General features: G+C 37.2%; 12 protein-coding genes and 1 tRNA gene. 10 read left to right on the plus strand and 3 right to left on the minus strand.

Annotated elements, in window-relative coordinates:
* Positions 1-74 precede the first annotated feature (74 nt).
* The 3 genes from fucO (at position 75) to NFR27_RS07780 (ending at position 3,992) form a co-directional block, all read left to right on the plus strand.
* Positions 75-1,226: a lactaldehyde reductase gene (gene fucO / locus NFR27_RS07770; protein WP_251442425.1), complete on the plus strand. Its 1,152-nt coding sequence runs from the start codon at positions 75-77 to the stop codon at positions 1,224-1,226.
* A gap of 278 nt (positions 1,227-1,504) precedes the next feature.
* On the plus strand, positions 1,505-2,779 hold the full coding sequence (locus NFR27_RS07775; protein WP_251442427.1) for an MFS transporter: 1,275 nt from the start codon (positions 1,505-1,507) through the stop codon (positions 2,777-2,779).
* Between the two features lie 301 nt (positions 2,780-3,080).
* The gene (locus NFR27_RS07780) at positions 3,081-3,992 is read left to right on the plus strand and encodes a DMT family transporter (RefSeq protein WP_251442429.1); all 912 of its coding nucleotides are present in this window, start codon (positions 3,081-3,083) and stop codon (positions 3,990-3,992) included.
* 59 nt (positions 3,993-4,051) lie between these two features.
* Here the strand turns inward: NFR27_RS07780 and NFR27_RS07785 are convergent.
* Both NFR27_RS07785 and NFR27_RS07790 read right to left on the minus strand, forming a co-directional pair.
* Positions 4,052-4,125 (minus strand) — tRNA-Gly (locus tag NFR27_RS07785).
* A gap of 57 nt (positions 4,126-4,182) precedes the next feature.
* On the minus strand, positions 4,183-4,824 hold the full coding sequence (locus NFR27_RS07790) for a DUF4163 domain-containing protein (RefSeq protein ID WP_251442431.1): 642 nt from the start codon (positions 4,822-4,824) through the stop codon (positions 4,183-4,185).
* Positions 4,825-5,090: 266 nt separating this feature from the next.
* On the opposite strand from NFR27_RS07790, the gene NFR27_RS07795 reads away from it, so the two are divergent.
* The 3 genes from NFR27_RS07795 to NFR27_RS07805 all read left to right on the plus strand — a co-directional run bounded on the left by NFR27_RS07795 (position 5,091) and on the right by NFR27_RS07805 (position 7,807).
* Entirely contained in the window at positions 5,091-5,696 is a 606-nt protein-coding gene (locus NFR27_RS07795; protein WP_251442433.1) for a beta-class carbonic anhydrase, read from the plus strand.
* Between the two features lie 196 nt (positions 5,697-5,892).
* Entirely contained in the window at positions 5,893-7,254 is a 1,362-nt protein-coding gene (locus tag NFR27_RS07800) for an MFS transporter (protein ID WP_251454968.1), read from the plus strand.
* A gap of 130 nt (positions 7,255-7,384) precedes the next feature.
* Positions 7,385-7,807 (plus strand): GNAT family N-acetyltransferase, encoded by a 423-nt coding sequence (locus tag NFR27_RS07805; protein WP_251443264.1) that lies wholly within the window; start codon positions 7,385-7,387, stop codon positions 7,805-7,807.
* 186 nt (positions 7,808-7,993) lie between these two features.
* Here NFR27_RS07805 and NFR27_RS07810 read toward each other — a convergent pair whose 3' ends face one another.
* Positions 7,994-8,896 (minus strand): diacylglycerol/lipid kinase family protein, encoded by a 903-nt coding sequence (locus tag NFR27_RS07810; protein WP_251443262.1) that lies wholly within the window; start codon positions 8,894-8,896, stop codon positions 7,994-7,996.
* Between the two features lie 285 nt (positions 8,897-9,181).
* On the opposite strand from NFR27_RS07810, the gene NFR27_RS07815 reads away from it, so the two are divergent.
* The 4 genes from NFR27_RS07815 (at position 9,182) to murI (ending at position 12,672) form a co-directional block, all read left to right on the plus strand.
* Positions 9,182-9,877, plus strand: coding sequence for a GntR family transcriptional regulator (locus NFR27_RS07815; protein ID WP_251443259.1), 696 nt, complete (start codon positions 9,182-9,184; stop codon positions 9,875-9,877).
* Between the two features lie 376 nt (positions 9,878-10,253).
* The gene (locus tag NFR27_RS07820) at positions 10,254-11,243 is read left to right on the plus strand and encodes a molybdopterin-binding protein (protein ID WP_251454970.1); all 990 of its coding nucleotides are present in this window, start codon (positions 10,254-10,256) and stop codon (positions 11,241-11,243) included.
* Between the two features lie 194 nt (positions 11,244-11,437).
* Positions 11,438-11,857 (plus strand): acyl-CoA thioesterase, encoded by a 420-nt coding sequence (locus NFR27_RS07825; RefSeq protein ID WP_251443254.1) that lies wholly within the window; start codon positions 11,438-11,440, stop codon positions 11,855-11,857.
* Complete coding sequence (gene murI / locus NFR27_RS07830) at positions 11,854-12,672, plus strand: glutamate racemase (RefSeq protein ID WP_251443252.1); 819 nt, start codon at positions 11,854-11,856, stop codon at positions 12,670-12,672. The genes NFR27_RS07825 and murI overlap by 4 nt, the downstream gene beginning before the upstream one ends.
* Positions 12,673-12,675 lie beyond the last annotated feature (3 nt).

The raw sequence follows: 12,675 nt of genomic DNA on the forward strand, positions 1-12,675 counted from the left end.
GAGTAATTGGCTTAATATATAGTCAATTTTACATTAGCGGTAAGAAATATTTAATGAATTGGAGGCAGTACAACATGGTTAATCGTATGATTCTAAATGAAACATCTTATTTTGGTTTTGGTGCTATCCAAAAGATTGTGGACGAATTAAAAGCTAATAATTTGAAAAAAGTGTTAGTCACAACTGATAAAGATTTAATCAAATTCGGTGTAGCTACCAAAGTAACTGCATTGCTTGATGAAGCGGGTGTACCATATGAGATTTTTGATGAATTAAAAGCAAATCCGACTATTAAAAATGTTCAAGATGGTGTAGAAGCTTGTAAAAAGGCAGAAGCGGATTGTATTGTTGCTATTGGCGGTGGCAGTACGATTGATACAAGTAAAGCGATTGCTATTATTATGACTAATCCAGAGTTTGCTGATGTGCGTAGTTTGGAAGGTGTAGCAGATACTAAAAATAAATGTTTGCCAATTATTGCTGTAACTACTACTTCAGGTACTGCAGCTGAAGTAACGATTAATTATGTTATTACTGATGAAGAAAAACGACGTAAATTTGTATGTGCTGATCCTCACGATATTCCAATTGTAGCTATTGTAGATCCAGATATGTCATTAGGTATGCCTAAAGGTTTATGTGCCGCTACGGGGATGGATGCATTGGTTCATGCTGTAGAAGGCTTTTTGACTCGTGGTGCATGGGAAATGACTGATATGCTTCATTTGAAAGCGATAGAAATTATTGGACGTTCATTACGAAGTGCTGTAGCTGGTGATCCAAAAGCTCGAGAAGAGATGGCCCTTGGTCAGTATATTGCAGGCATGGGATTTTCGAATGTAGGTCTTGGTATTGTTCATTCTATGGCTCATCCATTGAGTGCGTTATATGATATTCCTCATGGTAAAGCCTGTGCGATGATGTTGACTGCGGTATTAAAATTTAATGCACCAGCGACTGGTGAAAAATATCGTGATCTAGCAAAAGCGATGGGAGTAACTGGTGTAGAGTCTATGAGTCAAGATGAATATCGCGCGGCTGCAATTGATGCAGTTCAAAAGTTAGCGGATGATGTAGAAATACCTAAGAGCTTGAAAGAAGCAGGGGTATTGGAAAAAGATTTACAATTTTTAGCAGAATCAGCATTTGCTGATGTATGTACACCAGGCAATCCTAGAGATGTGTCACAAGCTGAGATCGAAGAAATCTATCGCTCTATTTTATAGAATAATAGGTCACTTTTAAAAGCAAAATAATTATATATTTAGACTAATAGCTGTAACTTAAATGATGGAGTAACTTTCACATATTTGTTACAGCTATTTTTTATAAATGGTTGGCCTATTATAGATTAATGTGATGAATGATATAGATATGTAAATGTATATCATAAAAATTAATAATTAAGTTCATCTTTTGCAATTTTACAGAAAGAGGTTGTAGTTATATAATTAGCCACTGTAGCCAAGATATTAATAATTTATATAAGGAGATGTTAAGTGTTATGGAGGCTAGAAATGAAAAGCTGTGGACGTTGCCGTTTGTGTTAGACACAGTCATTAATTTATTGGTATTTTTGATTTATTATTTATTAATCGTAATCATTGCTGTAGTGGCGAAAGATACGTTACATGCAACATCCAGTCAAGCAGGTTTAGCTGTGGGGATTTATATTATTGGTACGGTGGTGGCTCGCATATTTGCAGGCCGGTTTGTAAGTACCTTAGGTGGTCGTAAAGTATTATATGTCGGATTGGGCATTTATTTGATTTCTACAGCATTATATTTTTATATTCCCAATTTAATTGTTTTGGACACGATTCGTTTTATTAATGGCTTCGCTTATGGGATTACATCTACAGCTACGAGTACGATTGTAGCTAATGTTATTCCTAAAGCTCGACGTGGTGAGGGTATTAATTATTATGGTTTGAGCACCAGTTTAGCAGCGGCAATTGGTCCATTTTTAGGTATTTTCTTGTTATCGGTAACTAGTTTTGATACGATTATTGCACTTTGTGTATTTTTAGTAATTCTTTGTGTAATTGGGGCTTTTTTAATGAAATATGAAGAGCCTACACTTAGTGAAGCATTAATTAAAGAAGAATCAGGACGTCGTATTTCAGATTATTTAGAACCTCGTGTTAATTCGATAACTTTAATTTCTATATTAGTTGGGTTTGCTTATTCTGGCATCTTAGGCTTTATGGCTTCGTATACACGAGAAATTGATATGGTACAAGCTGGTACGTGGTTCTTTGTAGTATATGCGGTTATTATTACATTGACTCGTCCGTCTTTGGGTCTTATATTTGATCGCAAGGGGGAAAATTATGTATTGTATCCTTGCTTTATTTCATTAGCTATTGGCATTTTGTTGTTAGCTTTTGCTAGTGCTAGTTGGATGATTCTAGTTTCAGCACTTTTTGTTGGCCTGGGATATGGTACCTATATGTCTAATGGACAAGCTGTTGTTGTTAAAATGGTGCCATTTCATCGCATTGGGATTGCTACGTCTACATATTTTATTGCTTTAGATATTGGGTTAGGCTTTGGACCTTATGTACTAGGTGGTATTAAAGAGTTCATTGGTTTTACTAACATGTTCTTGTTAACGGCTGGCATTGCTCTTGTGGCATTTCTTTGTTACCATTTCTTATATGGTCGATTAATAGGAACTCCTAATGATCCAGCCTTAAAAGCACAGAAGGAAGAAATGGAAATTCGCAATGAAAAAGGCAAATTTGTACCAGCTGACAATGTAGCATCAGCCCATTAATTAGTTTAGTATTATTAATTTAATATAATTTAATATAATTTAACTTAATATGATTTAAACTTAATGTGATTTAACTATAATAATATTAAGTTTAAATTCCTATAGTTTTTAGTGTAAATTCCTATAGAGAGAATAGTGAAAAAGCAGCCGATCCACATTCTAATTGAATGTTCTATATCGGCTGTTTTTGGCTTTTTGTAAATTCTTAAAAAGTTGTCCATTTCCCTATTTACTTTATGATTTAAGGGGTATATACTAGTTCGAGTATATTATTCTTGATGTGTGGGAGGAAAGGCTTACCATGTCGGTTAAACAGGCTGAAGGGTTAATGTTATTTGTAACATTTGCGTGGAGTTCGTCGTATTTGTTAATGAAGATTGCGCTTGGCGGTGTAGAACCATTTAATTTAATTGCATTGCGCTGTGGCATTGCATTTGTATGTGTGGGAATTGTATTTTTTAAATTATTTAAGACGTGTACTTGGTCGACTTTTTATAAAGGTGTAGGGCTAGGGGCGCTTGTTTGGATTTCATTATTTGGTACGGTAACTGGCGTTAAGTTGACTACTGCTTCTGCAGCGGCCTTTTTAGGTACAACGACAGTTGTTTTAGTACCTATTATTGAAGGGCTATGGCATAAGAAATGGCCGCCTAAGTTGACTATGCTAAGTATTGCTTTAGCTTTTTTTGGTCTAATTCTATTTACTGTTAAAGCAGGCTTTGCTTTAGATGTGGGTGCCTTATATTGCTTGTGGGGCACATTGGGTTATGCTAGTTATATTATTATTTTAGGGCATTTAGCAAAAGGTAAAGATGGTATATTAATCAGTATTATTCAGTTTGGCGCTATTGCTGTGTTGAGTACGGTTAGTTCATTTCTGGTTGAAACCCCACGGTTGCCACAAACTAAAGAGCAATGGGGGGCTGTGTTAATTTTAGCTATTGTGTGTAGTGCATTTTGTTTCTTAATGCAAATGATTGCACAACGCTATATCGCTCCTTCTAAAATTGGGCTTATTTATTCAATGGAACCAGTTTTTGCGGCTGTTTTAGCTTATATTTTCTTACAAGAAGTATTAGGTCCGCAAGAATATATTGGCGCTATTTTTATTATGATTGCTATTGTATTTAAAAATATTGTATATCGTAGTAAATATGCTTTGTTACAGCGTAAACGTAAACATTGGATTCGTCATCATGTGGTAAGACAATAGAATTAAAAGAATACAAAAAAGCGAGTAGATAATTTCTACTCGCTTTAATTTATATTGTATGGAGCGGCCGATGGGAGTCGAACCCACCTCTACGGCTTGGGAAGCCGTCGTTCTACCGATGAACTACGGCCGCAATATTAGTACTCGTTCATTTTATCAAGTTTAGGACTATTTGTAAATAGGTGAAGCTTTATGAATTTAAACGGTTGATATATTCTATTTTTTCAGGTGTGAAAAGAACAGTAGTAACACCGTAGGCGTAGGCTGATAATTCATAAGGTTGGTATAACATGCCAATGGTACCATTACCGAGTAAGACATAATTATCATTATGTACTTCGATGTCTGATAAGCCAAATAATTGTTGTGGGTAGAGTTGTTCTTTCATATCCTGACGGTAGACTGGCAACAAGCTAGATCCTACAAAATTTTTTAATTGCTGATTACTTTTTAGCTTTACATAATTATAGGCTGGAATGCGTTCACCAGTTTCTTTATTGAACACCAATCCCTGGTGGGTGTAATATCCATGGGCGGCTTGCCCATTGTACCAGCCTTGCTCGATGATAAGGGACAGAAGCTGTTCATCTTCGTAAGTAACTTTGTAGCTCATGACTACTTGATACATTTTTTCATTATAATACATATTTTGCATGCGACCTACATAGGTGGCAATTAATTGATTCATAGTTTCTTGCGCTTTTTGGTTCTCTACATAAATTAGAGGATAACTTAGTTTTAAGTTTGTGTCTGTTTGTGTTTTTTCAATAACTTGCCCTTGGGTAGTGGTGAAGCAACAAAGGGCAAAGGCAATGGCAAGAAGTTTTTTCATAAGGGGCCTCCTCCTATTAAATGCAATAGTATTTACAACTGTAAATATATGTATATTGTAACTCGTTTATCTAAAAATATAAATTGTCAATTATTTCGCTGTTGTACTATAATAGAGTTTGTAAAATAAAAGCAGTGATTAGTAATTATGATAGGGTTGCAATAAATATTATTTAACATAGTGTGTATAGGTAGATGTTTTTATATAAAAAATTGATAAATGTTTAAAGATAATTAATTTTTAGATGCAGTATGAGGAGGCTCTTTATGACTCTGTTGGAAGAAATTTTAAAAGCGAATGAAGAATATGTGGCTGACATTACTAAAACGTATGGTGCTGAAGGGATGCCCGCTAATAAAGCGCCGCAGCGACACATTGCTATATTGACCTGTATGGATACTAGATTAGTCGACTTGCTTGAACGGACTATGGGGATTGACCGGGGCGATGCAAATGTAATTCGCGTAGCTGGCAATTGTATTACTGATGTATTTAGTGATGTGGTTCGTAGCTTAGTTGTTAGTATTTATGAACTAGGTGCTAAGGAAATTTTTATTGTCGGTCATGAAGATTGTGGGATGGAAAAAACTTGCCCTGATGAATTATCTAAACGCATGATTGAGCGTGGTATTTCTCCCGAAGCCATTACTATGATTCGTTGTGAAATGGAGCGCTGGGCTAATCATTTTTGCCATTCCGAGCAGAATGTGGTAAAGGCTGTTGCTCAGCTTCGTCAGAACCCTTTAATTCCTAATGATGTTAAAGTTCATGGGTTAATGTTAAATCCCTATACAAGTAAATTGACCGTTGTGGTTGATGGGAATAAGCCAAATGAAGAACTCGATTCTATGCCCGTTTGTACTTGCTGTTAAGTGAGAGTTTTATAGAGTAGTAGCTAATTAGCTACTACTCTTTTTTGTAAGGGTGTGTAAAAAGTATTTTGTCATATAGTTGTTATACAGAGTATACTAAAAAGGAAGAAAACTTTTGATGAGGAGATGTATATGGATTGTACATTATCATACGTTGTATGAAAGTTTATAAAGTGTATAAAATGGAGGTTTGATTTTGTCTATATCAAAAGAAAATAAAATATTAATTACCGTTATGATCGCATCATTTTTAACACCTTTTTGTGGAAGTTCGCTTAATTTATCTATGCCAGATATTGGCCGTGAATTTCAGGTAGGCACTTCAGAGTTGAGTTGGATTGTAGAAGTGTTTCTTATGACTTGTGCCATTTTTACAGTCCCTATGGGGCAACTAGGAAATCGGTTAGGCAAGAAAACGGTGTTTTTGTGGGGGATTGTCTTTTTTACGATTGCATCTTTTTTAATTCATTTTGCTAATACGATTCAATGGCTATTGATATTGCGAGCTGTACAGGGGATAGCGGCGGCGATGCTCTTTTCAACAGGGACTGCTATTATTGCCCTTGTATTTCCACCTGAACGACGTGGTTGGGCGATGGGCATGAATGTTTCTGTTGTTTATGTAGGGTTAGCCATTGGGCCGGTTATAGGGGGCTTTTTGAATTATCGTTTTGGCTGGCAAAGTATTTTTTATTTTTTAGCAATCCTTGGCATGATAGCGGCTATTATGACTATATTGTTTTTAAAAGAGGATTGGGTAAATCCTGAACAAGGACATCTTGGCGTTGTAAGTGTTCTTTTATATGCCTTTTCATTGATTACGGGTTTATATGGCTTGTCAGAGATTGTAAATACTTCATGGGGGAAATATGTATTTGCAATAGGGTTAATAAGTTCTATTTTATTTGTAATTCATGAGGCTAAGGTAGCAAAGCCCTTATTGCCAGTGCGAATATTTTTAGAAAATAAAACCTTTGCTTTTTCTAATCTAGCATCGATGCTAAATTATAGTGCTACCTTTGCTATTGCGTTTTTAATGTCGTTGTACTTACAGATGGTATTGGGCTATGATTCTGAAATGGCGGGGTGGTTTTTACTAGTCCAGTCAATTATTATGGCTTTGTTATCGCCTAAGATGGGTGAATTGTCTGATCGATATGGATCAGCAATGTTAGCATCTGGTGGTATGGGTGCTATTGCGGTAGGGCTTCTCATATTGTGGCAAGCTATGAATCTGGCTTCCATATATGTTGTCATCTTAGGTTTAATTGTTATTGGCATCGGCTTTGCTATGTTTTCGGCGCCAAATAATAATGCGATTATGAGCTCCGTGCCACCTGCCTATTTTGGCATGGCTAGTTCGGTGATTAGTACAGTTCGTTTATTAGGACAGGTATTGAGTATGGCTGTTGTGGCATCCATCTTGTCACGTCCAGCAGAAGGGACTACTGAAATTTTAGGTGCCGATCTTTTATTGCAAAATATTCAATATGCATTGCTTGTGTTTATGTTTTTCTGTTTGGTTGGCGTTATTCCGTCTATGATACGGAATAAATAAGCTATTCCGTTAAGGAGACTATACATTGGTAATTGTAATGAAATGTAGTGCAGTCTTTGGAGTTAGCATGGTATAATAAATGTTAAATTGATAAGTTTGTTTAGGTTGTTGGAGTAAGGAGTAGAGACACATGGATTGGTCTGTAAAGATATATTCAGAATTACCTGAGGAAGCGCGTACTATCCGTCAGGTCGTGTTTGTAGAGGAACAGGGGTTTGAAGAAGAGTTTGATGCCATTGATGCGGAGGCTGCACATTTAGTTGGCTTTGTAGCAGGGGAACCAGTTTGTACTTGCCGTTTTTTCCGTGAAACAGAAGGATCCTCCGTATTTATTATTGGCCGTGTGGCGGTGCTTAAGTCACAGCGAGGGAAACAATTAGGGGCTAACATATTATTAGCAGCTGAGGATTTTATTCGCGTTATGGGTGGTGAGCGTAAGAAATTAGCGGCGCAAGTTCGAGCTAAAGGATTTTATGAGTCTTTAGGCTATGTAGCTGAAGGAGATGTGTTTGACGAAGAAGGCTGTCCTCATGTGTGGATGGTAAAAGAATAAAATTAAAAAATTGGAATTAATAAGGCCAATGGTCTTATTGCATAGAGTGTTGAGCTATAACTATATAATAGTATTAATTATATATAGTTAAATGCTTACGAAAAAAAGACTATAACTTACAGCCTATGGCTGTAAGTTATAGTCTTTTTATTTAGTAATAAACAAGGAGCTGCTATTTGTAGCTGTTTATTTTTTCTTTTTGTCAGGTACATATACTTGTAAGAAGCCTGGTAAGACTTCTAAGTCAACAGGCATAAGAGGCCCCTTATTGCCGTCCATGTTAGTAGGCAAGGCAATATCATCTAATAAAGTGATTTTTGCTTTACGAACTTTTAGAATGGTTACATATTTAGAGGTGTAAATAGAACCGCGTAAGATAAGCGGCAAAATGCGAAGGACATCCATAATAAAATATTCTTTAAAGATAATAACTCGCATGTAACCGTCATCTACCGAAGCTAATGGCATAAATTTTTCAAAGCTGGACACAACATTTGTTAACAGGGCAATCACTAATGGGGATCGTGTTTTGATATCGTGATCTTCTGTTTTGATATGAAAACTATAGTCTTTGGTTGTGAAAAGCGCTTGGCCACCTTTTACAAAATACGCTAAGGGACCTAATAATTGTTTTTCTTTTGGTGTAACTTCTTCCACTACCTTGGGAATAACGCCAGCAGCAATATTATTGCAAAAATATTGATCGTTGCAACGCCCTATATCCACATGGCGTATTTTGCTGTGTTTTAAGGCCCGTATGGCTGCTAACGGCTCTAAAGGAATGCCCAAGGCCCTAGACATGTCATTAACAGTGCCTACAGGGACAAAACCGAATTTGGCGGTGCCTCCACCCTGGGCAATGCCATTAACTGTTTCATTGATGGTACCATCACCGCCCATACAAAATACCGAATCATAGTGATTTTGGGTGGCTTCTTTCGCAAAGCGGGTAGCGTCACCAGCTTTAGTGGTGAATTTAACTTCCATATGTTCAAAGAGTGTGCTTAATTGCCATTGTAATTCCATGGCATATTGGGTTGCACGACCTCCGCCCGAGACGGGATTGATTATAATTAAACAGCGACTCATGTATATATTCTCCCGTTTGTATTTTAGTTGACTGATTCTATCAATTATTTATATAATTAAGGTAAAATAGTCTGTAGAATTTTATAAGTTTACGTAAGGTTTGCTTTCTAATACACTTGTGTAAATTATAGTATATAATACCATATATATTATAGTATACTAAAAATTAGCTGTCATTAGAAAGAGTGACATGTAAGATATGCATACTTTTATTTTATACCTAAAATTAGTATTATTCCTATTTTAGGGTTAGTATCCTTCTATCAGTGAAAGTTGAGGTCCACTATGGGTAAGCAAGAAGAATATCATCTTAATGCAATTGACTCTATTGGTCGTTTACCATTGAGTGAGCAAGTGTATGTAACATTAAAGCAAGCCATTTTGACAGGTGCTTTGAAACCACAAGTTAAATTGAATGAAGTTAAAATTGCTGAGCAGTTGAATGTAAGTGCTACGCCAGTGCGTGAAGCATTTCGCAAGTTAGCTAAGGATAATTTAGTTGTTATTAAACCTTGGAAAGGTGTTACTGTTAAAGGCTATACGCCAGAAGAGATTATCGGGATGTACCAATGCCGTGAAGTAATGGAAGGTTTAGGGGCCAGACTATGTGCAGAAGTTTGTACTGATGAACAGATTGAAGAGCTTCAGAGTTTGTGTGATGCTGGTGCAGCTACCACAGATGCAGAAGAGCGCGTTCAAATTAATAGTCGCTTCCATACATTGATTTCCTTCTTCTCCCAGAATGAACGGGTTATGGATTATTTAGGCGAGTTCCGTGAAATGGTAAATCGCGATATGTATATTAGTACTATGGATCAGGCACGTACGGATTCTTGTAATCAAGAGCATGATGAAATTATGGCGGCTATTCGTAATCATGATGGTGAAGCTGCTGAACAGGCGATGCGTAATCATATTCGTAATGCATTTGTCTTTAAGAAAGCGCATGCTGATTTACGCGCTAAGAAATTTGGTGTATAAGAGGCTGATGTGACAAGAGATAGAAGGCGTAATGAAGTGATTATATGTAAAGTGTGTGCTGAAAAGACATAATGGAGAAAATTTGCATTAAAAAATGCAAATTTTGCATAAGAACTGTTTACATTTTCCTTACAGTTTGCTATAATCATTTCAGGATGTGACCACAGAGTCATATCTCGGGGCACCCCCCAAAGCCCCTAAACATTTGAATGTGATTCAAATGTTCTCTCTCTCTTTTTTCTCAAGCACAAAAGCCTCGGCATATGCCGAGGCTTTTGTGCGTTTTAATATAAAATAGTGTTAAGTTGTTAGGGCACAGTGAGATGTCTATTCCCAGTAGGCGAATTTGTGTAACTAAAATAAGTAGGAGGACTACATGAAAAAAGTTCCTGTAACAGAAGCAGTGGGTCATGTACTATGTCATGATATTGCACGAATTGTTATTGGTGAAGTGAAAGATACGCCCTTCCGCCGTGGTCATGTAATCGCTGCTGAAGATATAGAGGCTTTGCTTAAATTAGGTAAAGAGCATATTTTTGTAGCTGAACCAGGTGATGAGGTAGCCTTAGCTCATAAGCTCCATGAAGAAGATGTAGCCTTAGGCTTATATGAATTGTGTGCTAATGACAGTTTATATGCTTCAGAGATTCGTGAAGGGAAAATTGAAGCTATAGCTGCATGGGATGGCATGCTAAGCATTGATGTGAACCGTTTAAATGCGATTAATAGTATTGGTGAACTTACAATTGTTACTAAGTTAACACATCAAGCTGTAAAAAAAGGCGATAAGGTGGCCGGTATGCGTTGTATTCCTCTCTGGTTAGAGTCGGTACAATTAGAACAAGCACAGGCTATTTGGCAAGGGCTACCACTTATGAAAATAAAACCCTTTGTACGTAAGCGTATAGGACTTGTAACAACTGGCTCTGAAGTAGCGAGTGGGCGCATACAAGATGCGTTTCGTCCTATTATAGAAGAGCGGACTGCTCCTTTTGGTATGTCTATTGTGGCGCATGAAATTGTAACGGATGATACGGAACAAATTGTAGCGGCCATTGCTAAGGTTAAAGCAGTGGGGGCGGATATTGTTTTTTGTACTGGTGGCATGAGTGTTGATCCAGATGATTTGACACCAGGTGCTATTGCACGCAGTGCGGCTCAAGTGGTAACTTATGGGCTTCCAGTATTGCCGGGTTCCATGGTTTGCATTGCATATATGGCTGACGGGATACCGTTAATCGGTTTGCCAGGGGGTGTTCTTTTTAGTAAACCTACTGCATTTGATGTATTATTGCCACGTTTAGCAGCTGATGAGCCGATTACAAAGGCTGATTGTATTGCTTTAGGGCATGGTGGTTTACAGTAGTTTTTTTAGCGTATTATAATAGCGTTATACTATGAATAAGCATTAGCATAGGGACTGATTAAATGACTAGCTATGCAGTATTGATAGCTAGTCAAGAATTTATATCTTACAGGGTTCTGTGTTTGACAGTGTTTCATAGGTAGCGTACAATGAAGGGTGAATTATTTTATAGAAATGAGAGGTGAGAGCGAAGAATGTTTACCACATCGTTGCAGGTACGATTTTACGAAACTGATATGATGTCAGTAGCACATCACACCAATCATTTACGATGGTTTGAGTTAGGCCGTGTGGAATTTTTTAGAGCTTGTGGAATTACTTTGTGGGATATGATGAATGATGGCATTGTATTTCCCATTACAAAGGTAGCTTGTGAATACAAGGAGCCAGCTCGTTTTGATGACATATTAACAGTAGAAGTTACAGTAGCGAAGATTTCACGGGCACAATGTGTATTTACTTATCGCATTGTACGTGATTCTGATGGGGCTTTGATTGCTACTGGTGAAACGCAGAATGTATTTACTGATAAAATTACAGGTAAGGTCGTTCGTTTAAGCGATACTTACTATGAGCCTATGATGCGTACCATGAAGGAGAGACAGAGCGTATGAATAGACTAGATTCAGTTGCGAAAGCAAAATTACCAATTGGTGTATTTGATTCTGGTGTAGGTGGTTTGACTGTATTATCTGTTTTACGAAAGATGTTTCCCCAGGAAGATTTTATTTATGTAGGTGATAGCGCTAATAATCCGGTAGGTAATCGGCCTAAAAATGAAATAAGTCAGATTGCTATGAATATCGGTCACTTTTTGGCAACAGTTCCTGTGAAAATGGCAGTGGTTGCTTGTAATACCTTTTCCGTTGTTGCGTTGGAAGAGCTACAAGGGACATTTGATTTTCCAGTAATTGGGGTTAGTAAAGGTGTACGAACCGCTATTGATATGAGTCAGGCTCATTCTATTGCGATTATGGCGACTAAAGCAACCATAGATAGTCATAAACATAAAGAAGAAGCTAATGAACTAGATTCTTCGGTTGCTGTTTGGGAGCAACCTTGTCCAGATTTGGCCCATTTAATTGAGCAGGGGCATTTACGAGATGAAGTGATTCATGCGTCGACGAATGCTTATTTGACACCGATTATGGCGAGTGGCGCTGATACGGTGGTGTTAGGCTGTACGCATTTCCCATTTTTAACAGAGCTTATGCAAGGCTTAGCTGGACCGGATATGAAGTTTATTGATCCGTCCTATGAAACGGCTCAAGAAGTAAAAGATGTATTGTTGGCACAGCAATTAGCGAATTCGCAGGAACGCGTAGGTACGCTAGATATTTGTTTTACTAAGGATTTGCCATTAGCGAAGCGAATGATTTCATTGTTAATTCCGCCAGAAGAGTTTAATCTTCGGCATATTACTTTATAAGGG

Origin of the sequence: Veillonella intestinalis (assembly GCF_943192895.1) — a bacterium.
In the GTDB taxonomy this organism is placed as follows: Bacteria; Bacillota; Negativicutes; order Veillonellales; family Veillonellaceae; genus Veillonella_A; species Veillonella_A intestinalis.

Bases quoted from the DNA above. Each gene is read 5' to 3' on its own strand.
- NFR27_RS07775 (WP_251442427.1), top strand. From the start codon at position 1,505: ATGGAGGCTAGAAATGAAAAGCTGTGGACGTTGCCGTTTGTGTTAGAC.
- NFR27_RS07820 (WP_251454970.1), top strand. From the start codon at position 10,254: ATGAAAAAAGTTCCTGTAACAGAAGCAGTGGGTCATGTACTATGTCAT.
- NFR27_RS07825 (WP_251443254.1), top strand. From the start codon at position 11,438: ATGTTTACCACATCGTTGCAGGTACGATTTTACGAAACTGATATGATG.
- NFR27_RS07780 (WP_251442429.1), top strand. From the start codon at position 3,081: ATGTCGGTTAAACAGGCTGAAGGGTTAATGTTATTTGTAACATTTGCG.
- NFR27_RS07805 (WP_251443264.1), top strand. From the start codon at position 7,385: ATGGATTGGTCTGTAAAGATATATTCAGAATTACCTGAGGAAGCGCGT.
- NFR27_RS07815 (WP_251443259.1), top strand. From the start codon at position 9,182: ATGGGTAAGCAAGAAGAATATCATCTTAATGCAATTGACTCTATTGGT.
- murI (WP_251443252.1), top strand. From the start codon at position 11,854: ATGAATAGACTAGATTCAGTTGCGAAAGCAAAATTACCAATTGGTGTA.
- NFR27_RS07790 (WP_251442431.1), bottom strand. From the start codon at position 4,824: ATGAAAAAACTTCTTGCCATTGCCTTTGCCCTTTGTTGCTTCACCACT.
- fucO (WP_251442425.1), top strand. From the start codon at position 75: ATGGTTAATCGTATGATTCTAAATGAAACATCTTATTTTGGTTTTGGT.
- NFR27_RS07810 (WP_251443262.1), bottom strand. From the start codon at position 8,896: ATGAGTCGCTGTTTAATTATAATCAATCCCGTCTCGGGCGGAGGTCGT.
- NFR27_RS07795 (WP_251442433.1), top strand. From the start codon at position 5,091: ATGACTCTGTTGGAAGAAATTTTAAAAGCGAATGAAGAATATGTGGCT.